Origin of the sequence: Kribbella solani, from assembly GCF_014205295.1 — a bacterium.
Lineage (GTDB): Bacteria > Actinomycetota > Actinomycetes > Propionibacteriales > Kribbellaceae > Kribbella > Kribbella solani.
On record NZ_JACHNF010000001.1, the window covers coordinates 2,133,287 to 2,153,829 of the forward strand.

The window sequence follows — 20,543 nt, forward strand, 5'->3', positions numbered from 1 at the left end:
TGGGCGCCGCTGAGCACACCCTCTTGCGTCTTGCGACCGCGGGATCGGTCGACGACGGCAAGTCCACGCTGGTCGGCCGGTTGCTGCACGACTGCAAGGCGATCCTCGCCGACCAGATCGCGCACGTGAAGACCGTGTCCGAGGCGCGCGGCGGCGACTTCGACTTCGCGCTGCTCACGGACGGTCTCCGAGCCGAACGTGAGCAGGGCATCACGATCGACGTCGCGTACCGGTACTTCGCCACCGACAAGCGGTCCTTCATCCTGGCCGACTGCCCCGGCCACGTGCAGTACACCCGGAACACCGTCACCGGCGCATCCACCGCGGACGTCGTGATCATCCTCGTGGACGCGCGGCACGGCGTACTCGAACAGACCCGCCGGCACCTCGCGGTCGCCGGCCTGCTCCGCGTACCGCACGTGGTGCTCGCGGTGAACAAGATCGACCTGGTCGGGTACGACGAGGCGGTGTACACCAAGATCGCCGAGGACGTCGGCGAGGTCGCCGACCAGCTCGGGATCGCGGACCTGCAGGCCATTCCGGTGTCCGCGCTGGTCGGTGACAACGTGGTGGAGCGGTCCGCGCAGACACCCTGGTACGACGGGCCGACACTGCTCGAGCTGCTGGAGAACGCAGGAGGGCGTACTGACACCTCGCAACAGCCGCTGCGCTTCCCGGTTCAGTACGTGATCCGGCCGCAGACCGACGACCAGTACCGCGACTACCGCGGGTACACCGGAACCGTTGCCTCCGGCACCGTCACGGTCGGCGACCAGGTGATCGTGCTGCCGGCCGGCCGCCGTACCTCGGTCGCCGGCATCGACCGGCCCATCGTCACCGCGACCAGCACCGCGGTGGCCGAGCGGCCGTCCGCGGTCGCCGGCGAAGCGGTCACGGTCCGGCTCGCCGACGACATCGACGTCGCCCGCGGCTCGGTCATCGTCGCCGCGGAGGCCTCCCCCGGTACGCGCCGGGAGCTGGCCGCCACCGTCAGCTGGCTGTCCGACCGGCCACTGACCGTCGGGGCCCGGGTGCTGATCAAGCACACCACCACCAGCGCGCAGGCGATCGTCACCAAGATCACCGGCGCGCTGGACCTCGACACGCTCGGCGTCATCGACGCCGCCGAGCTCCACCTGAACGACATCGGCAAGGTGCAACTCAAGATCGCCGCGCCACTCGCCGCCGACCCGTACTCCCGCAACACCATCACCGGATCATTCCTGCTGATCGACGCCCACGACGGGTGGACGCTGGCAGCCGGCATGATCGACGACGAAGAAGGGGAACTGCTGTGACTGCTCCAGCGCTCGTGATCCTCGCCCACGGCAGCCGCGACCCGCGCTCGGCCGCCACCGTCCACTCGCTGGTGAAGTGCCTGCGGGAGATGCGTGCCGACCTGCGGATCGAAGCCTCCTTCCTCGACCACTGCCCGCCGACGCCGTTCCAGGTCCTCGGCAAACTCGCCGCCGAAGGTGTCGAGGAGATCGTCGTCCTGCCGCTGCTGCTGTCGGCCGCGTACCACGCGCGCACCGACGTACCCGCCGTCATCGACGAGGCCCGCGCCCGGTACCCGCACCTGCGGATCATCGCGTCCGACGTGCTCGGGTACGACGAGACGCTGCTCGAGGTCCTCGACCGGCGGATGCGCGCCGAGCTGAAGGACGGCCGCGTACGCGAGCTGGACGCGCTGGTCCTGGCCTGCGCCGGTTCGAGCGACTCGCACGCGAACGCGAGCGTCACCCGCCTGGCCCGCCTGTGGGGCCAGCGGCACAAGCTGCCGGTCACCGCCGCGTTCGTCTGCGCCGCGTCGCCGTCACCGGCCGAGGCCGTCCTGCAGTGGCGGCTGGAGGGCCGTCGCCACGTGGCGGTCGGTTCCCTCTTCCTCGCGCCTGGTGTCCTCCCGGACCGCGCCGAGTCCACGTCGCGTCGAGCCGGCGCGGTCGCCGTCTCGCGCCCGCTGGGCGTCAGCACCGAGGTGGCCCGCCTGGTCCTGCTCCGCTACGGCGTGGCCGGCCTGGACCTGCTCACCCTGGAGCCGGCGCCGCGCCCGGTCCTCGCCCGCCCCGAGCTGGTGCGTACCGCCTAGAACCGGTGTGGATCGACGAAGGAGGCGTCCGCGAATGGCGTCTCCTTCGTCGTCACCTGGGCGAGCAACTCGCCGATCCCGGCGCAGTGCTTGAAGCCGTGCCCGTTGTCACCGCCGGCGATCACCAGCCGCTCGTCGTACCGGCCGACGAGGAACTGCCCGTCCGGCGTGTCGGTCACCATGCACGGAATCGCCTTCACCGGCGCCGGATCGAGCCCCGGAAACGCCCGGCCGACCGCGGCCGCGAGCTCCGCGATGTCCGCCACCGGATGGATGTACCGATCCAGCTCGTCCGGGTCGAAACCGGTCCGGTGTGACCCACCGTCGAGTCCGACCTTCACACCGAATCCGTCGTCCGACCCGTGCCCCCACAGCCCGCGGCCGTCCGCGAGCTCCCAGATGAAGGACGGGAAGTTCGCCAGCCGGAACGCCTCCGACTCCGGGTCAGCCGGCTGGAACCAGAACAAGGGCGTACGTCGCGGGGTCGCCGGCAGACCCGGAACCAGCTTGCCGAGCCATGCACCGGCGCAGACCACGACCTGTTCGGCCGCGATGTCCACGGTCGGCGTCCGTACGATGACCTCGTCCGCGCGTACGTCGATCTCGGTGACCATCGTGTGTGGGTAGACGGTCGCGCCCAACCGCCGCGCCTCGGCAACCTGCGCGCGTACCGTCGGCTCCGCGTAGCAGATGCCCGCGCCCGGGTCCCACACGGCGACATCGCCAGGCTCCAGGTTGTACTGCGGGAACCGGGTCCGGAGCTCCTGGTGGGACAGATCGCCGGTCGACGCGCCGATCGCGGCCGCCTTGCGCGCGCCCGTCACCGGTGCGCTGGTAAGGCTGCCGACGTTGAGCGATCCGGTCTGGCGGACGTACGTCTCTCCCGTACGCTCACCCAGCTCGGTCCACAACGCGAGCGACTTGCGAGCGAGCTCGGTCAGCCCCGGATGCTCCATACACGCGACCCGGAACAGCCGCGTCGTCCCGTGCGACGACCCGAATGCGTGCCCGATCGCCTGCCGCTCGATGCCGACCACCCGCACCCCTCGCGCCGCCAGCCGCCACAACGCCGCCGATCCGAACGCCCCCAACCCGACAACCACCACATCAGTCCGCATCCCCTTACCCTCCCCCACCCGGCGCGGACGCGTAAACCTAAGGTGCTGCCGGTCAGGTTGCCGCCAGGCGCTTCTTCTCCTTGGCGACGTCGAAGTCCGCGGTCGGCCAGTCCGGGTTCAGGTCCTTCAGGGTTTCCAGAAGGATCGTCGTGACCGCCCAGTTGCGGTACCACTTGCGGTCGCTCGGGATCACGTACCAGGGCGCTTCGTCGGTGTTACAGCGCTCGATCGCCGCGTGGTACGCGTCCATGTAGTCCGGCCAGAGCATCCGTTCGTCGACGTCACCGGGGTTGTACTTCCAGTGCTTGGTCGGGTCGTCGAGCCGGGCCTCCAGCCGGGTCTTCTGCTCCTCCGGCGAGATGTGCAGGTAGCACTTCACGATCGTCACGCCGCTCGCGGTCAGCTCGGCCTCGAACTCGTTGATCTGGTCGTACCGCCGGTTCCACACGTTCGGCGTGACCAGCTCGCGGACGCGCGCGATCAGCACGTCCTCGTAGTGCGACCGGTCGAAGATACCGATCATGCCGTGCCCGGGAACGGCCTGCCGAATCCGCCACAGGAACCCGCGCCGCTTCTCCGCCGGCGTCGGCGCCTTGAACGACGTGATCTTCAGACCCTGCGGGTCCATCAGCCCCGCGCCGTGCCGGATCACCCCGCCCTTGCCGGAAGTGTCCATCCCCTGCAGGACCAGCAGGATGCTCCGCTCACCACCGCTACGGCCCTCGGCGAACAAGCGCTCCTGCCAGTCCGACACCTCCGCGCCGAGGTTCCCCAGCGCGACCTTGCCGTCGTCCTTGCTGCCGTCGAACCCGGCCGTCGAGCGGGTGTCGTACGTCGTCAGGTCGATCTCGCCGAGCGGTACGCGCAACTGGTCCCGGAGTCCCGCGGCCTTCGCCTTCTTCTTCGCCATCTCCACATCGTGCCTCATCCGCGGCCGAGTTCCACGGAAGTCAGGACGCGCGGGCGAGTGCGATCAATCGGGACAGCGCGCGCAGGTACTTCTTCCGGTACCCGCCTTTCAGCATGTCCGCGGAGAACAGCTGATCCAGCGGTACGCCACCGGCGACGAGCGGGAGGTCTCGGTCGTACATCCGGTCCGCGAGTACGACCATCCGCAGCGCCACGTTCTCGTCCGTGAGTGGACGGATGTCGGTGATCCCGACCGTTTCGACACCGTCCAGCAGCGCGCCGTACTTGCTCGGGTGCAGCTCGGCGAGATGACGGTGCAGGTCGACAAAATGGTCACACGACGCGTACGGGCGCTCGGCCGCCGTCCGCTCGACCTTCTCGTCCGGCCAGGGGTCCGGCGCGACGGGCAGTCCGCGATGGCGATAGTCGGGGCCGTCCACCCGGCGTACGTCGAAATGCGCCGCTAGGCCCTGGATCTCGCGCAGGAAGTCGACCGCCTGGAACCGGCCCTCGCCGAGCTTGTCCGGCAAGGTATTCGACGTCGCGGCGAGCTCGACGCCGGCCGCGACCAGCTGGCCGAGCAGGCGCGAGATCAGCATCGTGTCACCGGGGTCGTCCAGCTCGAACTCGTCGATGCAGATCAGCCGGTACGACGACAGTGCCTCGACCGCCGTACGCAGACCGAGCGCGCCGACCAGGTTCGTGAGCTCGACGAACGTGCAGTACATCTTCGGGCCGGACGACTCGTGCCACAGCGACGCGAGCAGGTGCGTCTTGCCGACGCCGAAGCCGCCGTCCAGGTAGATGCCGGGCTTGCCGGGGTCGGCGCGCGGCGCACGGAAACGGGACCAGAGCGACGGTGCCCGCCGGGGCGTCGCCAGCTTCGCGGCGCGGTCGGTGAGCAGCTCGAGTGCCGCGGTCTGCGACGGCTCGTCCGGATCCGGGCGGTACGTGGCGAAGCGCACGTCCGCGAACCGGGGCGGCGGCACGCACTCCGACAGCAACCGCTCCGGTCCGACCTCCGGCCACCGCTCGCTCAACCGGATCACCATGCCGCAACCCTAGATCACCCTTGACCTCAACTATCCTTGAGGTCCTAGCGTTCTGGCTGTGAAAGCAATCAGACTGCATGAGTTCGGTCCGGCAGAGAACCTGCGCTACGAGGACGTACCCGACCCGGTACCCACTGCCGGGATGGTGCTGCTGGACGTGGAGGCGGCCGGGGTACACCTGGTCGACACGATGATCCGGACAGGTCCGGTGCCGGACAGCCCGTTCCCCGTACCCGAGTTGCCGACGATCCCCGGTCGCGAGGTCGCCGGGCGGGTCAGCGCGGTCGGGCCGGACGTCGACGAGGCGTGGATCGGCAAGCGGGTCGTGGTACATCTCGGGATGGTGCCCGGCGGGTACGCCGCACGCGCGGTGGCGAAGGTGGAGTCACTGTACGAACTGCCCGGCCATGTCGACGCCGCCGACGCCGTCGCCGCGATCGGGACCGGGCGTACGACGGCCGGCATCTTGCGGGAGGCGAACCTGACCGCCGACGACGTGGTCATCGTCACGTCCGCGGCCGGCGGGATCGGGAGTTATGCGATCCAGTCCGCACGCAACGTCGGCGCGGTCGCGATCGGGCTGGCCGGTGGACCGGCGAAGGTGGAGATCGTGCGGTCGCTCGGCGCGCAGTACGCGGTCGACTACCGCGATCCGGACTGGGTGCAGGTGCTCAAAGGCGAGCTTGGTGATCGGGAGCCGACCCTGCTGCTCGACGGCGTCGGCGGCGAGAACGGGCAGCGGGCGTTCGAGTTGCTGGGGCATGGTGGCCGGGCGTTGCTGTTCGGCGCTTCGGGTGGCGGGCCGATCCAGTTCACGCAGGACGACCTGATCGCTCGCGGTTTGAGTGTGAGCTGGACGCTCGGCGCGAAGATGGCCCGCCAACTCCGCTCGCTCGAACGCGAGGCGGTCGACGAGACCGTAGCCGGACGATGGAAGGCGCTCACCACCCCGTTCCCCCTCGCCGAAGCAGCCGCCGCCCACCAAGCCCTCGAAACCCGCGCAGCCACCGGCAAGGTCGTCCTGATCCCCTGATCCAGGCGAGTACCACGACGGCTGGCCGGTTCGGGTGACTACTGCGGTTGGTCGGTCCAGGTGAGGATGTATTCGACGGCGCCGAAGCTGATGTGGTCGCCGGGGCGGACTCTGACCGGTGTGGTGATGCGTAGTCCGTTGACCTCGGTGCCGTTCATGGAGCCGAGGTCGCGGACCATCCAGCCGTCGCCGGAGTGCCGGAGCTCGGCGTGGAACCGGGACACGGAGATGTCAGCCATCCGCAGCGTCGCCCCGGCGCCCCGTCCGATCCGTACCGTCGGAGAACCTGGCGCGGGAAGAGCCAACGCGGGCGGCGGAGCCGGATCAGCAGCACGCAACAACCGCAACCGCGGCAACTGCAACTGAGGCAACCGAAACCGCCGAGCCGCTGACCTCGGCCGGTACGACGCGGACGAAGCAACCGGCTCGGCAGCCAGCGAGCCACCCGGTGCGGAACCGGACGAAGCACCCGGCGTGGAACCTGACGAAACACCCGATGCGGCACCCCAAGCGGCACCTGGCGAGCCATTCAGTTGGATGTCCCGCGAGGCATTCGGCGGGGCCTCCCGCGAGACAACCGGTCCAGCTACCGCCGCGTACGGATCGAACTCTTGCAGAACCCCGCCGCCGACGGCCGGCCCACCGTACGGAACGTCCGGCGCGCCGTACGAGGTGGGTGGGGTTAGGGCGGTGGTGGGGTGGTTGGGGGTGCGGTCGAGGGTTAGGCGGGGGACGTGGGTGCGGAGGGTGCGGAGCCAGATGCGGGCGCGAGGTTCGGGGTGGGGTAGGTCGCGGATCGCGTCGGTCAGTTCGCCGCGGCTCTGGGCGTTCAGGACGAAGTTCATCCGGCGGACGAACGTGTCGTGCGACAACCGGCCGGAGCCCGCGCCGTCGCGGAGGACGGCGAGCGCGCGGTCCCGTTCGGCGTCCGACGGACGCGTCCCCACCGGTACCGAGCTCATACCGTATTGTCCGTGCCGCGCCGGTCCACTGTCCACCACCCCACGCTGACGGCGCGCGCACACCGAGTGACCTTTCTGGCCGGTGCCGGCTCGGTGGGACAGAATGGCGGGATGCGACTGCCTGTGATGCCGCCGGTGAAACCGATGCTTGCCAAGCCGGTGAAGGGGATTCCGCGCGGGGATCTGTCCTACGAGCCGAAGTGGGACGGGTTCCGGTCGATCATTTTCCGCGACGGCGACGAGGTGGAGATCGGCAGCCGGAACGAGAAACCGATGACGCGGTACTTCCCGGAGCTGGTCGAGGCGGTGAAGGCGAACCTGCCGGACCGGTGCGCGATCGACGGCGAGATCATCCTGATCGGCGGCTCCGGTGACCGCCTCGACTTCGAGCTGCTGCAGCAGCGCATCCACCCGGCGGCGAGCCGCGTGAACATGCTGTCCGAGAAGACCCCGGCCCGCTTCGTCGCGTTCGATCTGCTCGCGCTCGGCGACGAGGACTTCACCGAGCGCCCGTTCGCGGAGCGGCGTACGGCCCTGCTGGACGCCCTCGCCGACGTGCAGGCACCCATCCACGTCACGCCCGCGACCGCTGATCATGACGTCGCGGAGCGCTGGTTCGAGCAGTTCGAGGGCGCCGGGCTGGACGGACTGATCGCCAAGCCTCTGGACGGTCCGTACCAACCGGACAAGCGGGCGATGTTCAAGGTCAAGCCGGAGCGTACGGCCGACTGCGTCGTCGCGGGGTACCGCCTGCACAAGAGCGGCCCGGACCGGATCGGCTCGTTGCTTCTCGGCCTGTACAGCACCGACGGCACGCTCGCCAGCGTCGGCGTGATCGGCGCGTTCCCGATGGAGCGGCGCAAGGAGCTCTTCACGGAGCTGCAGTCGCTCGTCACCACGTTCGACGAGCACCCGTGGGCGTGGGCGAAACAGGAGGAGGGCGTGCGTACGCCGCGCAACGCCGAAGGTAGTCGCTGGCAGGCGGGCAAGGACCTGTCGTTCGTACCGTTGCGCCCGGAGCGGGTCGTCGAGGTGCGGTACGACCACATGGAAGGCATCCGGTTCCGGCACACCGCGCAGTTCGTCCGCTGGCGCCCGGACCGTACGCCTGAGTCCTGCAACTACGAGCAGTTGGAGGAGCCGGTGAAGTTCGACCTGGCCGACGTACTCTCCAGCGCGCGCCGCTGATGCTGTACGGGCTGTACACCCGCCGCCTGCGCCGCCAGCTCCGCGGTCTGCCGGTCCCCCGCCATGTCGCGATCGTGATGGACGGCAACCGGCGCTGGGCCCGCGGCGCCGGGTACGAGGACGTACGGATCGGGCATCGCTTCGGCGCCAATCACCTGGAGCAGTTCCTGCTCTGGTGCGCGGATGCCGGCATCACCTGTGTGACGGCCTGGGTCGCGTCCGCGGACAACATGCGCAAACGCGACTCGGCCGAGGTCGGGTACCTGATGGAGCTGACCGAGAGCGTGCTGGCGGCGCATGTCCGGCGCGACCACCGCTGGCGGCTGCATGTCGCGGGCCGGCTGGATTTGTTGCCGGACACAACGGCCCGGGCGCTGAAGGAAGCGGCCGAGCTGAGCCGCGACCGGACCGCCGGTGACCTGACGCTGGCGATCGGTTACTCCGGCCGGCTCGAGGTGCTGGACGCGGTCCGCTCGGTGCTCGACGACGCGGCCGCGGCCGGCCGGTCACTGGACGACGTCGCCGACACGCTGTCCGAGCAGGACATCAGCAGCAACCTGTACGTGCCTGGGTTGCCCGATCCGGACCTGGTGATCCGCACCAGCGGCGAGCTGCGCATGTCGGACTTCCTGCTCTGGCAGACAACCGGCTCCGACATCGAGTTCTGCGACCTGTACTGGCCCGCCTTTCGCGAGGTCGACCTCCTCAGAGCATTACGCACTTATGGACACCGCAGACTAGAACGATCCAGATGAATACTTCGGCCGCGTCCGGGGGCACTATGTAGGCAAGACCGACCCAGGAGGTGGCGCGATGTACGACGTCGTACTGCTCGTCGAACAGGAACTGTCCGAGCCCGACGCCAAGCGCGTCGTCGAACTCCATCAGGACATGCCCGAGCCGGTCCTGTACCACGTGCTCGTGCCCTGTCACAACGCCGAAGCCGGGGTCGAGGCCTCGATCAGCGCGCTCGGCACCGCGGATCTGTACGGGCCCGGGCTGGCCGGTCAGCGCGAGGATCTCGCCGAGGCACAGAAGGCGATCGACAGCGAGGCCAAGGGCTGCACCGGCCGCAGCGTGCAGCGGCTCCGGGACCTCGGGTACCAGGCCGAGGGCGGCATCTCGCACGACCGGCCGATCGACGCGCTGGTCGCGACCGTCCAGGCCTCCGGCGGCCAGGAGGTCATCATCCTGACCCGGCCGCACATCGTGGCGGAGTTCTTCCATCTGGACTGGACCAACTCGGCCCGCCGGCACCTCGGCGTACCCGTCCTGCACCTGCTGGAGCACGACCCGCAGGAAGCCGCCGCGGGCTAACCGCTCGCTCCCCTAAACTCCGGCCGCGGACCCGCTCTCGCTGAACTGCGTGTGGTACAGGTCGGCGTACTCACCGCCGGCCGCCAGCAGCTGCTCGTGCGTACCGCGCTCGACGATGTTGCCGTGGTCAACGACCAGGATCAGGTCCGCGTCCCGTACCGTCGACAACCGGTGCGCGATCACCAGCGACGTACGCCCCTCGAGCGCGCTGTCCAGCGCCTGCTGAACGGCGACCTCGGACTCGGAGTCCAGGTGCGCGGTCGCCTCGTCCAGCACGACGATCTTCGGTGCCTTGAGCAACAACCGGGCGATCGCGAGCCGTTGCCGCTCGCCACCGGACAGCCGGTGACCACGGTCGCCGACGACCGTGTCGAGCCCGTCCGGCAACGCCGCCACCAGCTCCCGGATCTGCGCCGCGTCGAGTGCGGCGTACATCTCGTCGTCGGTCGCATCCGGCTTGGCGTACCGCAGGTTGGCGCGGATCGTGTCGTGGAACATGTGCGCGTCCTGCGTCACGTACCCGATCGTGTCGTGCAGGGACTGCAGCGTGACGTCGCGGACGTCCTGCCCTGCTACCCGCACCGCTCCCCCGGTCACGTCGTAGAGCCGCGCGACCAGGTTGGTGATGGTGGTCTTGCCGGCGCCGGACGGACCGACCAACGCGACCATCTGACCGGGCTCGACCACGAAGCTGACGTCCTCGAGCACCTGCGCGGAGACGCGCTTGTCCAGCACGGCGACCGACTCCAGGCTCGCGAGCGACACCTGGTCGGCCGTCGGGTACGCGAACGCGACGTGATCGAACTCGACGCTCGCTCCGTCCGCCGGTAGTTCGCGTGCGTCCGGGGCGTTCTTGATCATCGGCTCCAGGTCGAGCACCTCGAAGACGCGCTCGAACGACACCAGCGCGGTCATCACGTCGACGCGCACGTTCGACAGCGCGGTCAGCGGCCCGTACAGGCGGCCGAGCAAGGCAACCAGGGCGAGCAAGGTGCCGACGGTCAGGGTTTGGCGTACGGCCAGGTTGCCGCCGACGCCGTACACCAACGCGGTCGCCAGCGCGGCGACCAGAGTCAGCGCGGTGAAGAACACCCGGCCGAGCATCGCGATCCGGATGCCCAGGTCGCGGACCCGCCCGGCGCGCTCGCCGAAGTCGCGGTTCTCCAGCGCCGGGTGGCCGAACAGCGTGACCAGCAGCGCGCCGCCGACGCTGAACCGCTCGGTCATCGCGGTCGACATCTCCGCGTTCAGGTTCATCTGCTCCCGGGTCATCGCGGCCAGCCGGCGGCCGAGTACGCGGGCCGGGATCAGGAAGATCGGCAGCATCAGGATCGCGACCACGGTCAGTTGCCAGCTCAGCGCCAGCATCGCGCCGACGACCAGGATCAGGCTGATGATGTTCGAGACCACGCCGGACAGCGTGGTGGTGAACGCCTGTTGCGCGCCGATCACGTCGTTGTTCAGCCGCGACACCAGTGCGCCGGTCTGCGTACGCGTGAAGAACGCGACCGGCATCCGCTGGACGTGAGCGAACACCTTCGTCCGCAGGTCGAAGATCAGCCCTTCGCCGATCCGCGCCGAGAACCAGCGCTGGACCAGGCCGAGCAGCGCCTCGACGACCGCGAGCAACGCGACCACCAGCGCGAGCGCGGTGACCAGACCGGCGTTCCCCTTGGCGATGCCGTCGTCGACGATCTTCTTGAACAACAGCGGCGAGGCGATCACCAGGAACGCCGAGCCGACCACCAGTACCAGGAACAGCGAGATCTGCAGCCGGAAAGGCCGCGCGAACCGGAAGATCCGCCGCAGCGTGCCGCTGGCCAGCTTCCGGTTGACCACCGACGCGTCCTGCCGCCGCCACCCGGGCATCCCGCCACCCATCATCGGTCCGGACATCCGGCCCCCTCTCGCTCCTGCTGGTGCAACACCTGACGGCCGACCCTGCTTCCCGCAACTTATGGTTGCGCGTTCGGCCGGCCCTGGTCTAGAGTCACATGCAACCAAAGGTTGCGAAAGGACGAGGGCATGAGCAGGAGCATCGAGCGGGAGATCCAGGTACAGGCCAGCCCGGAGGTGGTGTACGAGGTGATCAGCTCGCCGAAGCACCTGCGGGAGTGGTGGCCGGAGGAAGCCGACCTGGTGGCCGAACCCGGCGCGACCGGCACGGTCACCTTCCGGCGGCCGGAAGGCGACAAGATCCAGCCGGTGACGGTCATCGAGGCCGACCCGCCGCGGCGGTTCGCGTTCCGCTGGTCGTACACCGACGAGCCGGCCGTCGAGGACAACTCGCTGCTGGTCACGTTCGACCTGATCCCGGCCGGCGGCGGCACGCTGCTCCGGTTCGCCGAGAGCGGGTACGACGTGGCGAACAAGCCGGACGAGATGCTCGCGGACCACACCAGCGGCTGGGACTACTTCCTGCCCCGGATCTCGCCGTACGCCGCCGGGCTGGCGCAACGGCCGTGATCGACGACGAGCTCTGGTCGGCGATCGGCGACCCGACCAGACGGCGGATGCTCGACCTGCTGCTGGCCGACGGCGGCGGCACCGCGACCGGGCTCAGCGAACGGCTGCCGGTCACCCGGCAGGCCGTCGCCAAGCACCTCGGCGTACTCGACCGGGCCGGGCTGGTGCACTCCAGCCCGTCCGGACGTGAACGCCGCTACATCGTGGACGAGGACCGCCTCGCCCACGCCATCAGTCAACTGGCCGACGTCACCGCGGCGTGGGACCGGCGACTGAACCGGATCAAGCGGATCGCCGAGGCGATCGAGCGCGATCGGCAATCCTGAATCGAGAGGCAAGTTCCATGAGCGACATCCTGCACAGAGTCGGCATCATCGCGTCCCCCAAGGACGTGTACGACGCACTCACCACGATCGACGGCCTGGCCGGCTGGTGGACCGAGGACACCACCGGCGACGTCGACGGCGTGATCGCCTTCCGCTTCGCCACCGCGGGCGGCGACGGGTTCGACATGTTGGTCCTGGAGAAGACCCCCGGCGAGCTGGTCCGCTGGGAGGTCGTCGCCGGTCCGGAGGAATGGATCGGCACGCACGTCAGCTTCCAGCTCTCCCAGACCGACGACTACACCATCATCCTGTTCAAGCAGGAGGGCTGGCGAGAGCAAGTCGAGTTCATGTACCACTGCAGCACCAAGTGGGCCACGTTCCTGATGAGCCTCAAACACTACGTCGAAACCGGCAAGGGCGAGCCCGCCCCCAACGACGTACAGGTCAGCAACTGGCACTGACACGAAAGGACGAGCATTGACGAGAAGCATTGAGCGGGAGCTCCAGGTAGACGCCGCCCCGGAGGTGGTCTACGAGGTGATCAGCTCACCCCGGCACCTGCAGGAGTGGGGTCCGGACCAGGCCGAGTTCGAGCCCGTGCCTGGGGCGACCGGCGTGGTCGTCTTCCGGCGCGACGGCGACAAGGTTGAGCCGCTGACCGTCGTTGACGCCGATCCACCGCGCCGCTTCTCGTACCGCTGGAGCTACACCGGTGACGCCCCCACCGAGGCCAACTCGCTGCTGGTCAGCTTCGACCTGACGCCGGCCGCCGGCGGGACAGCACTGCGGTTCACCGAGATTGGGTACGACGAAGCCGGCAAGTCCGGCCAGACGCTCGCCAATCACATCGCCGGCTGGGACCACTTCCTCCCGCGACTCGCACCGTACGCGGCCCGGCTCGCGCGGTCCTGGCCAAGCGGGCTCTAGCCGTTGAGTGTCGCCAGGAGGTCTTTTAGGCGGCGGGTTTGGGCCTCGCGTTCGGCCTTTAGTTGGTTGTCGTATGAGCGGTCCGCGGCGCTGAGGAGTAGGGCCTTGGTTTCGCGGATCGCTCCTGGCAGTGGGCCGAGCAGTGCGTCGGACAGGTCCTTCACGGTCGCGGCCAGCTCGTCGGCCGGTACGACGATGTTCGCGAGACCGAGTTCCTTCGCTTCGGCCGCCTCGACCCAACGCGAGGTCGCGCAAATCTCCAGCGCCCGCGAGTAGCCGATCAGCTCCACGAGTGGTTTCGTACCGCCGAGGTCCGGGACCAGGCCGAGCGCGGGCTCGCGCATGCTGAATCGCGCGTCCGGGGTGACGACCCGCAGGTCACAGGCCAGCGCGAGCTGGAACCCGGCGCCGACCGCATGCCCTTGCACTGCCGCGATGCTGACGATCTCCGGCCGCCGCAGCCAGCAGAACCCGGACTGGAACGTCGCGATCAGCTCCAGTACCTCGTCGGTCGGCTTGGCGCCGAGGGTCAGCAACGGCTCCTGACCCAGATCGTTCTCACCCATGATCAGGCGCCGGTCGAGTCCGGCCGAGAACGACTGCCCCTCCCCCGACACGATCACCACCCGGACGTCGGCCGGCAGCGCCGCGCCGAACTCCGCCAAGGCGCTCCACATCGCAGGTGTCTGCGCGTTGCGTACCTCCGGCCGGTCCAGCACCACGCGCGCCACCGGGCCGTCCACCGTGAACCGCAGTCCGAGATCCGTCATACGCCGGATATTACTGGGAAGTAATCAGGCGAGCGAGACCAGGTCGGCGTAGTCGTTCGTCCACAGGTCCTCGACGCCGTCCGGGAGCAGTACGACCCGCTCCGGCTCGAGCGCCTCGACCGCGCCCTCGTCGTGGGTGACCAGGACGATCGCGCCGGTGTACGAACGGATCGCGTTCAGCACCTCGGCGCGGGAAGCCGGGTCCAGGTTGTTGGTCGGCTCGTCCAGCAGCAGTACGTTCGCCGCCGACACCACGAGCGTGGCCAGGGCGAGCCGGGTCTTCTCGCCGCCGGACAGCACGCGAGCAGGCTTGTCCGCGTCGTCGCCGGTGAACAGGAACGAGCCGAGCACGCTACGGGCCTGCGTTTCGTTCAGGTCCGGAGCGGCGGACTTCATGTTCTCCAGTACGGTCCGGTTGACGTCGAGCGTCTCGTGCTCCTGCGCGTAGTACCCGAGTTTGAGGCCGTGGCCGTCGAGCACCTGCCCGGTGTCCGCCTTCTCGATCCCGCCGAGGATCCGGAGCAGGGTCGTCTTGCCGGCGCCGTTCAGCCCGAGTACGACCACGCGGGAGCCCTTGTCGATCGCCAGGTCGACGTCGGTGAAGATCTCCAGCGACCCGTACGACTTGGACAGCTCGCGCGCCATCAGCGGCGTCTTCCCGCACGGCGCCGGGGTCGGGAACGCGATCTTCGCGACCCGGTCCTGCGCGCGCACCTCGTCCAGCGACGACATCAGCTGCTCGGCGCGGCGCAGCATCTGCTGCGCCGCGGTCGCCTTGGTCGCCTTGGCACGCATCTTGTTCGCCTGGTCGACCAGCTGGGTCGCCTTCTTCTCCGCGTTCGCCCGCTCGCGCTTGCGGCGCCGCTCGTCGGTCTCGCGCTGGCTCAGGTACGCCTTCCAGCCGACGTTGTAGATGTCGATCTCGGCCCGGTTCGCGTCCAGGTGGAAGACCCGCGTGACGGTCGCCTCCAGCAGGTTCACGTCGTGGCTGATCATGATCACGCCACCCGGGTACGACTTGAGGAAGTCGCGCAGCCAGACGATCGAGTCCGCGTCCAGGTGGTTGGTCGGCTCGTCCAGGAGCAGCGTCTCGGCCTGCGCGAACAGGATGCGGGCCAGCTCGACGCGGCGGCGCTGACCACCGGACAAGGTGGCCAGCGGCTGACCGAGTACGCGGTCCGGGAGACCCAGGTTGGCCGCGATCCGGGCGGCTTCGGACTCGGCCGCGTACCCGCCGGCGGCGTGCAGGTCGGCCTCGGCCCGCTCGTACCGGCGCATGCCCTTGGCGCGGGTCTTCTCGTCCGTACTGCCCATCGACTTCTCGGCGCTGCGCAGGCGGCGTACGACGTCGTCCAGGCCGCGGGCGGAGAGGATGCGGTCGCGGGCGAGCACCTCCAGGTCACCCGTACGCGGATCCTGGGGCAGGTAGCCGATCTCGCCGGAGCGGGTCACCGAACCGTCGGCGGCCAAGCCCTCGCCGGCCAGGATCTTGGTCAGCGTGGTCTTGCCGGCACCGTTCCGGCCGACCAGCCCGACCTTGTCGCCGGGACCGACCCGGAACGACGCGGGCGCGAGCAGCTGGCGGGCACCGACGCGAACCTCGAGATTGGAAACAGTGATCATCGGGGTTCGGGGGCGTCCTTACGCTGGGCTACTGGCTGGCTTGGTGGTCACGGGGCGTCACGGGGTGTCCCAAGGTGTTACGGCACGCCGGAATCCCCCGCTCTCAGGACTAGTGTATGTGCCGTGAAATTCAACCCGGATGCGGATCTCGACACCAGCGGTATCGAGGACACCCGCGGCAGCGGCGGCGGCCGTGGCGGCGGCGGTCTGCCCGGCGGCATGATCCCGGTCGGCGGCGGCATCGGCGGCATCATCCTGCTGGTCGTCATCCTGCTCCTCACCGGCGGCCTGCCGGGCGGAGGTGGCAGCGACCAGCCGGCCGTACAGAACACGGCCGCCGGCAACCTCAACTCCTGCAAGAAGGGCACCGACCTGCAGTCCAACTCGGACTGCAGGTTCGTCTTCTACCAGAACTCGATCCAGACCTTCTGGGCGACCGAGCTCCCGCGGCGCGGGAAGAAGTACACGCCGGCGCCGATGCGCGTCTTCAGCGGCTCGGTGAACACCGGCTGCGGTCCGGCGACCAGCGCGGTCGGGCCGTTCTACTGCCCGCCGGACAAGCGCGTGTACCTGGATCTCGGGTTCTTCCAGACCCTGCAAACGGACCTCGGCGCCCGCGGCGGCGAGTTCGCGGAGGCGTACGTGATCGCGCACGAGTACGGCCATCACGTCCAGAACCTGTACGGCATCCTGAACCGGATCAAGTCCCGCAACGGCCCCACGTCGGACTCCGTACGCTCCGAGCTCCAGGCCGACTGCCTCGCCGGCGTGTGGACCCACCACGCCACGACGGTCCCCGGCAAGAACGGCAAACCGCTGATCACCGACCTCACCCAGGACGACATCGCCCGCGGCCTCGACGCCGCCGCCTCCGTAGGCGACGACCGAATCCAGCAGAAGACCCAGGGCCAGGTAACCCCCGAATCCTTCAGCCACGGCACCGCGGCCCAACGCATGCGCTGGTTCACCAAAGGCATGGACACCGGCGACATGACCGCCTGCGACACCTGGACCGCGAGCTCCCTGTGACCATGGACAACGAAACCGCCAAGGACGTGGTCCGCCGCGGGTACGACACGCTCGGCCGCCGGTACGACCTCGTGTACGACAGCGAGACGAAGTACCGCGACTGGCTCGACGAGATCCTCGACCGCTTACCCAGCAACGGCCAAGTACTCGACCTGGGCTGCGGCTCAGGCGTACCAGTGGCCCGCGCCCTGACCGAGGCGGGTCACCAGGTGACCGGAGTCGACCTCAGCGAGATGCAGGTGAACCGAGCACGATCTCAAGTGCCAACGGCAACCTTCATCCACGCCGACGCCACCAAACTCGACCTACCCCCGGCGTCCTTCGATGCGGTGCTGTCGTTCTACACACTCATCCACATCCCACTCGACGAACAACAAGCCCTGCTTCGCCGCGTGGCCAGTTGGCTCCGCCCCGGCGGATTCTTCGTCGCAACCGTCGGCTCCACAGCCTGGACCGGCACCCAGGACAACTGGCTCGGCGGCGACATCCCCATGTGGTGGAGCCACCCCGACGCCGCCACCACCCGAACCTGGCTCAAACACGCCGGCCTCCTCGTACAAACCGAAGACTTCATCCCGGAAGGCACCAACGGCCACACCCTCTTCTGGGCCAACCGCTACTGAGGCAACAGAAAACCGCCCCACACCTGTTGGTGTGGGGCGGTTTGTGGTCTTAGGCGACCTGGGCGGGGCGGTGGTAGCCCGGGAGTAGTTCGTCGATGAGGGCGTCGGTTTCGGGTTCGGGGCCTCGGGGGGCGCCGTGTTTGGTCAGGGCGGTGTAGAGCTGGGTGGCGACGTTGGTTACGTCGGCGGTGGTGCCGAAGTGGGAGGCCAGGCGGAGGGTGGCTCGCCAGAGGTCCTCCGAGGCGGGGGCGAAGCTGAGGCCGGTTTGGAGGGCGGTGCGGGCCAGGTTGCCGTCGTTGTGGTTGAGGGAGGCTTCGGCCAGGCGGAGGGCGGCGTCTACTACTGCCTCGGCCATCCGGCGTTCGATTCCGGACGCGGCGAGCCAGGAGTAGCGGCCGCCGGGCAGGTTCGACCAGGCGGGGCCGTGGACCAGACTGAGCGCCGTGGACAGTAGGCCGCGTGGGTCGTCGACCATCGTCGCCTGCTTGGCGAGCGTACGGAACACGTCCCAGTCGACCCGCACGATGCTCCGGTTCAGCATCCAGCGGCCGGACTCGTCGGCGTACATCGCGTCCACGCCGACCCAGCGCCGGGTGTGCTCCAGCGCCGCGTCCCGCAGTTCCTCGCTGATCCCGCGCGGCCAGATCGCCCCGGCCAGTACGTTCGGGTGTACGCCGTAGTCCTGGCTCGCCAGGAACGCGATGATCTCGCTCGACAGCGCCACCCGGCCCTCGTCGATGACACCGCGCGCGTCCACCTCGACCGGACCGAGCAGATCGACCTCGACCGGCGCCGGCTGGCTCAGGTCGGTGGTCGAGAACTCGTACGCCGGCATGTCCTGCTCCGAACGGCGCTTGTCCCGCGCATCCGCCTCGGCCGCGTCGAACAGCGCGACCAGGTTGGCGAACTGCTCCGGGTTGACGCTGTGCGCGTCCACCTCGAGACCGAGCAGCCGGCAGACGGCCTGGTTCTTCTCGTCCACCACGAACCGCCACGGCGAGTTCATCACGTCGCCGACCACGACCACCGCGATGCTGCGCTTGGTGTCGGCGGCCAGCCGGTTCAGCTGGTCCTCCTCCTCCGGCGACGGCGGCGCGGACACGAAGATGATCTCCGCGCCCCACAGCGCCGCGTCCGGGTGCGACAGCCGCGCCTCGGCGACCGAGCCGGCGTTCCGCCGCTGACAGGCCTGCACCTGCGCGTCGGTCCGCCGGGTCACCTCGGCCAGCGCGTCGTCCAGGCGAATCCAGTAGCTCAGCCGCGTCGGCGACAGCGACGACAGGTCGTCACCGAAACCGACCATGCTGATGTGCGCGCCCTCGGACCACAGGTTCGTCGCCAGCTCGACCGCGAGCGAACCGACCACGTCCCGGGACGCGTTGTTCACGCCGCCGAATGCGACGATCCCGTTCGCGGTGTCGAGGTCGATCAGTACGGTCGCGCCGTCCGCGTTCTGGCCGACCGTCACCAGCGTCGGGTACGGCGCCGGGGCGTTCACCTCGCCACTCGGACCGTACGCCCGCCGCAACGTCCAGCGCGTACCGTCCGCGATCGCCTGCCACGGACCGGGCGGCGCGGGCTGCGCACCGTACGGGTCGAGTACGAGCGTGAGCGCGCGATCGGTCGCCAGCGCGGCGACCACCTTCGGCATCGTCCGCTCGAGCTGCGCCATGTCGGAACCGAGCTTGCGCAGCGAGTTGTCGACGAACTGCGCCGTCGGCACGTCGGACGCCAGCCGCAGACCGATCTCGGTCTGCCGGTGACCGGCGGCCTTCGGGCCGGGACCCTGCGCCCAGCCGCGGCGCCGCTTCAGCGCCAGCGCCAAACCGGCGGCGAGCAGCGTCGCGCCGAAGCCGAAGATGCCGGCTTCCTTGAGGCCGATCCCGCCGTCGTGGGCCGCGACCGGAACCGCCGTCGGCACCCGGACACCCCCGCCAGCGGGCTCACCCTGCTCGGGCTGCCCGGCACCCGGGCCGTGCGGCTCCACGGTGACGTTCGGCTGGCCCGGCTTCGCGTTCTTCGCGCCCGGGTCGGTCTTCGCGGTCCCGATCACGACCTTCGAGCCCGGCTCGATGCCCTGCTCGGAGAACCGGCTCGGGCCGGACTTCCCGGCACCCGACTTCGCCGTGCCCGACTTCTCGGTGCCGATCGCCGTCCGGGCCTTCGACTCGGTCGTCGTCTTCGCGGACGGCTTGACCGACGGCCTCGCGGTGCTCTCGGTGGTGGTCGTCTTCGGCATCACCGTCGTCTTCGTGGTGCCGTGGTCGTCGACGCTGACGCGCACCGTGTGTACGCCCGGGCCCTTCGCGTCGCTCGGCAACCGCACCTGCCAGCCCGGCATGATCAGATCCGGGTTGGTCAGCCGGCGGCCGTCGGGCTGCAGCTTGTTCTTGTTGAGGTCGTAGATCTCCTTGTACCGGCGGCCCTCGCCCAGGTACCGCTCCGCGATGTCCCAGAGGCAGTCGTAGTTCCGGCCCTGCGGCGGACGGACCTCCGTGTACTTGACGACCTGACCCTTGTGATCATGGTTCGTCCGCACGCCGGTGGTGGTCTTCGTACCCGTCATCAGCTTGCTGGCGGCCTCGGTCTGGCGGAACTTCGCGGTGTCGCTCTGCTCCTCGCCGTGCCGCTGGCTGACCGAAACCGGAGCGGCCGGACCGCTGGTGGTGGCCGCGCTCGCCACCGGCAGGCTGACGCCCGCGCCGGCGGCGATCAGTACGACAGTGCCGATCAGGCGGCGAGCGAGGGCCTGCGAGCCGCCGCCCAGTGGGACGCGTGGAGACAGGCCATGGCCGCGGATCTCGGCCACCGCCTCGGCGATCAGGCAGACCACGAAGTGCAGCCAGGCCAGCCAGATCACGACCGCGATGATCCCGAGCACCGTCTCGATGCTCAGCTCACTGAACAACATGTCCCGGCTGGGCATCTTGTCCGGCCACGGCGCACCGAAGAACCGCACCAGCACATACGGCACCCCGCCGACGATCGCCAGGATCGCGAGCAGCGCGACGAACCCCTTCAGCCGGTCCGCCCCCGGACTCCCCTGCGCCCGCTGCGGCAACCGCGCCGCCCGAACCGGCTCGTTAGTCCTCACCATCGCTCCTCCATACC

At 69.3% G+C, this 20,543-nt stretch carries 20 protein-coding genes; 12 read left to right on the top strand and 8 right to left on the bottom strand.

Annotation, left to right across the window (positions count from 1 at the left end; genetic code table 11):
• The first annotated feature begins 23 nt into the window (after positions 1-23).
• Positions 24-1,298 carry a sulfate adenylyltransferase subunit 1 gene (locus HDA44_RS09535; RefSeq protein WP_425557169.1) on the top strand — a complete coding sequence of 425 codons (1,275 nt, stop codon included), beginning with the start codon at positions 24-26 and terminating at the stop codon, positions 1,296-1,298.
• Positions 1,295-2,089 carry a sirohydrochlorin chelatase gene (locus tag HDA44_RS09540; protein WP_184833033.1) on the top strand — a complete coding sequence of 265 codons (795 nt, stop codon included), beginning with the start codon at positions 1,295-1,297 and terminating at the stop codon, positions 2,087-2,089. The genes HDA44_RS09535 and HDA44_RS09540 overlap by 4 nt, the downstream gene beginning before the upstream one ends.
• Here HDA44_RS09540 and solA read toward each other — a convergent pair.
• Genes solA through zapE form a run of 3 tightly spaced genes read right to left on the bottom strand, consistent with a single transcriptional unit; the run spans position 2,086 to position 5,168 of the window.
• Entirely contained in the window at positions 2,086-3,207 is a 1,122-nt protein-coding gene (gene solA / locus HDA44_RS09545; protein WP_184833035.1) for an N-methyl-L-tryptophan oxidase, read from the bottom strand. The two genes, HDA44_RS09540 and solA, sit on opposite strands and share 4 nt — an antisense overlap.
• Before the next feature lie 52 nt (positions 3,208-3,259).
• On the bottom strand, positions 3,260-4,135 hold the full coding sequence (locus HDA44_RS09550; RefSeq protein ID WP_238352400.1) for a polyphosphate kinase 2 family protein: 876 nt from the start codon (positions 4,133-4,135) through the stop codon (positions 3,260-3,262).
• Positions 4,136-4,157: 22 nt separating this feature from the next.
• Complete coding sequence (gene zapE / locus HDA44_RS09555; RefSeq protein WP_184833039.1) at positions 4,158-5,168, bottom strand: cell division protein ZapE; 1,011 nt, start codon at positions 5,166-5,168, stop codon at positions 4,158-4,160.
• 58 nt (positions 5,169-5,226) lie between these two features.
• Between zapE and HDA44_RS09560 the strand changes: the two genes are divergently transcribed.
• The gene (locus HDA44_RS09560; protein ID WP_184833041.1) at positions 5,227-6,201 is read left to right on the top strand and encodes a zinc-binding dehydrogenase; all 975 of its coding nucleotides are present in this window, start codon (positions 5,227-5,229) and stop codon (positions 6,199-6,201) included.
• 38 nt (positions 6,202-6,239) lie between these two features.
• On the opposite strand, the gene HDA44_RS37105 is transcribed toward HDA44_RS09560, so the two are convergent.
• Positions 6,240-7,163, bottom strand: a complete 924-nt coding sequence (locus HDA44_RS37105) for a DUF1707 and FHA domain-containing protein (RefSeq protein WP_238352401.1) — start codon at positions 7,161-7,163, stop codon at positions 6,240-6,242.
• Positions 7,164-7,274: 111 nt separating this feature from the next.
• Here HDA44_RS37105 and HDA44_RS09575 point away from each other — a divergent pair, with 111 nt between their 5' ends.
• Genes HDA44_RS09575 through HDA44_RS09585 form a run of 3 tightly spaced genes read left to right on the top strand, consistent with a single transcriptional unit; the run spans position 7,275 to position 9,668 of the window.
• Positions 7,275-8,351: an ATP-dependent DNA ligase gene (locus HDA44_RS09575; protein ID WP_184833043.1), complete on the top strand. Its 1,077-nt coding sequence runs from the start codon at positions 7,275-7,277 to the stop codon at positions 8,349-8,351.
• The gene (gene uppS, locus HDA44_RS09580) at positions 8,351-9,106 is read left to right on the top strand and encodes a polyprenyl diphosphate synthase (protein WP_184833045.1); all 756 of its coding nucleotides are present in this window, start codon (positions 8,351-8,353) and stop codon (positions 9,104-9,106) included. The genes HDA44_RS09575 and uppS overlap by 1 nt, the downstream gene beginning before the upstream one ends.
• Positions 9,107-9,164: 58 nt before the next feature.
• Positions 9,165-9,668: a hypothetical protein gene (locus HDA44_RS09585; protein ID WP_184833047.1), complete on the top strand. Its 504-nt coding sequence runs from the start codon at positions 9,165-9,167 to the stop codon at positions 9,666-9,668.
• 12 nt (positions 9,669-9,680) lie between these two features.
• Here HDA44_RS09585 and HDA44_RS09590 read toward each other — a convergent pair whose 3' ends face one another.
• Positions 9,681-11,564 (bottom strand): ABC transporter ATP-binding protein, encoded by a 1,884-nt coding sequence (locus HDA44_RS09590; RefSeq protein ID WP_202887287.1) that lies wholly within the window; start codon positions 11,562-11,564, stop codon positions 9,681-9,683.
• Positions 11,565-11,693: 129 nt separating this feature from the next.
• On the opposite strand from HDA44_RS09590, the gene HDA44_RS36670 reads away from it, so the two are divergent.
• From HDA44_RS36670 to HDA44_RS09605, 4 genes are read left to right on the top strand one after another with little or no spacing between them, the layout of a single operon-like run.
• Positions 11,694-12,134 carry an SRPBCC domain-containing protein gene (locus tag HDA44_RS36670; RefSeq protein WP_202887288.1) on the top strand — a complete coding sequence of 147 codons (441 nt, stop codon included), beginning with the start codon at positions 11,694-11,696 and terminating at the stop codon, positions 12,132-12,134.
• A complete protein-coding gene (locus HDA44_RS36675) occupies positions 12,131-12,460 on the top strand; it encodes an ArsR/SmtB family transcription factor (RefSeq protein ID WP_337905787.1) in 330 nt (109 codons plus the stop codon). Before HDA44_RS36670 ends, HDA44_RS36675 begins: the two co-directional genes overlap by 4 nt.
• Before the next feature lie 17 nt (positions 12,461-12,477).
• The gene (locus HDA44_RS09600; protein ID WP_184833051.1) at positions 12,478-12,921 is read left to right on the top strand and encodes an SRPBCC family protein; all 444 of its coding nucleotides are present in this window, start codon (positions 12,478-12,480) and stop codon (positions 12,919-12,921) included.
• A gap of 16 nt (positions 12,922-12,937) precedes the next feature.
• Positions 12,938-13,387 (top strand): SRPBCC domain-containing protein, encoded by a 450-nt coding sequence (locus HDA44_RS09605; RefSeq protein WP_184833053.1) that lies wholly within the window; start codon positions 12,938-12,940, stop codon positions 13,385-13,387.
• Here the strand turns inward: HDA44_RS09605 and HDA44_RS09610 are convergent.
• Both HDA44_RS09610 and abc-f read right to left on the bottom strand, forming a co-directional pair.
• The gene (locus HDA44_RS09610; RefSeq protein WP_184833055.1) at positions 13,384-14,157 is read right to left on the bottom strand and encodes an enoyl-CoA hydratase/isomerase family protein; all 774 of its coding nucleotides are present in this window, start codon (positions 14,155-14,157) and stop codon (positions 13,384-13,386) included. The two genes, HDA44_RS09605 and HDA44_RS09610, sit on opposite strands and share 4 nt — an antisense overlap.
• 24 nt (positions 14,158-14,181) lie before the next feature.
• A complete protein-coding gene (abc-f, locus tag HDA44_RS09615) occupies positions 14,182-15,780 on the bottom strand; it encodes a ribosomal protection-like ABC-F family protein (protein ID WP_184833057.1) in 1,599 nt (532 codons plus the stop codon).
• 123 nt (positions 15,781-15,903) lie between these two features.
• On the opposite strand from abc-f, the gene ypfJ reads away from it, so the two are divergent.
• Complete coding sequence (gene ypfJ, locus HDA44_RS09620; RefSeq protein WP_184833059.1) at positions 15,904-16,809, top strand: KPN_02809 family neutral zinc metallopeptidase; 906 nt, start codon at positions 15,904-15,906, stop codon at positions 16,807-16,809.
• Between the two features lie 2 nt (positions 16,810-16,811).
• Positions 16,812-17,432, top strand: a complete 621-nt coding sequence (locus HDA44_RS09625) for a class I SAM-dependent methyltransferase (protein ID WP_184833061.1) — start codon at positions 16,812-16,814, stop codon at positions 17,430-17,432.
• Between the two features lie 49 nt (positions 17,433-17,481).
• On the opposite strand, the gene HDA44_RS09630 is transcribed toward HDA44_RS09625, so the two are convergent.
• Entirely contained in the window at positions 17,482-20,529 is a 3,048-nt protein-coding gene (locus HDA44_RS09630) for a hypothetical protein (protein WP_184833063.1), read from the bottom strand.
• Positions 20,530-20,543: the final 14 nt, after the last annotated feature.

Excerpts from the sequence above, each read along its gene's own strand:
- HDA44_RS09590 (WP_202887287.1), bottom strand. The coding sequence starts at position 11,564 with ATGTCCGGACCGATGATGGGTGGCGGGATGCCCGGGTGGCGGCGGCAG.
- HDA44_RS37105 (WP_238352401.1), bottom strand. The coding sequence starts at position 7,163 with ATGAGCTCGGTACCGGTGGGGACGCGTCCGTCGGACGCCGAACGGGAC.
- HDA44_RS09630 (WP_184833063.1), bottom strand. The coding sequence starts at position 20,529 with ATGGTGAGGACTAACGAGCCGGTTCGGGCGGCGCGGTTGCCGCAGCGG.
- HDA44_RS09625 (WP_184833061.1), top strand. The coding sequence starts at position 16,812 with ATGGACAACGAAACCGCCAAGGACGTGGTCCGCCGCGGGTACGACACG.
- HDA44_RS09600 (WP_184833051.1), top strand. The coding sequence starts at position 12,478 with ATGAGCGACATCCTGCACAGAGTCGGCATCATCGCGTCCCCCAAGGAC.
- uppS (WP_184833045.1), top strand. The coding sequence starts at position 8,351 with ATGCTGTACGGGCTGTACACCCGCCGCCTGCGCCGCCAGCTCCGCGGT.
- zapE (WP_184833039.1), bottom strand. The coding sequence starts at position 5,168 with ATGGTGATCCGGTTGAGCGAGCGGTGGCCGGAGGTCGGACCGGAGCGG.
- abc-f (WP_184833057.1), bottom strand. The coding sequence starts at position 15,780 with ATGATCACTGTTTCCAATCTCGAGGTTCGCGTCGGTGCCCGCCAGCTG.
- HDA44_RS09610 (WP_184833055.1), bottom strand. The coding sequence starts at position 14,157 with ATGACGGATCTCGGACTGCGGTTCACGGTGGACGGCCCGGTGGCGCGC.
- HDA44_RS09575 (WP_184833043.1), top strand. The coding sequence starts at position 7,275 with ATGCGACTGCCTGTGATGCCGCCGGTGAAACCGATGCTTGCCAAGCCG.
- HDA44_RS09585 (WP_184833047.1), top strand. The coding sequence starts at position 9,165 with ATGTACGACGTCGTACTGCTCGTCGAACAGGAACTGTCCGAGCCCGAC.
- HDA44_RS36670 (WP_202887288.1), top strand. The coding sequence starts at position 11,694 with ATGAGCAGGAGCATCGAGCGGGAGATCCAGGTACAGGCCAGCCCGGAG.
- solA (WP_184833035.1), bottom strand. The coding sequence starts at position 3,207 with ATGCGGACTGATGTGGTGGTTGTCGGGTTGGGGGCGTTCGGATCGGCG.
- HDA44_RS09550 (WP_238352400.1), bottom strand. The coding sequence starts at position 4,135 with ATGAGGCACGATGTGGAGATGGCGAAGAAGAAGGCGAAGGCCGCGGGA.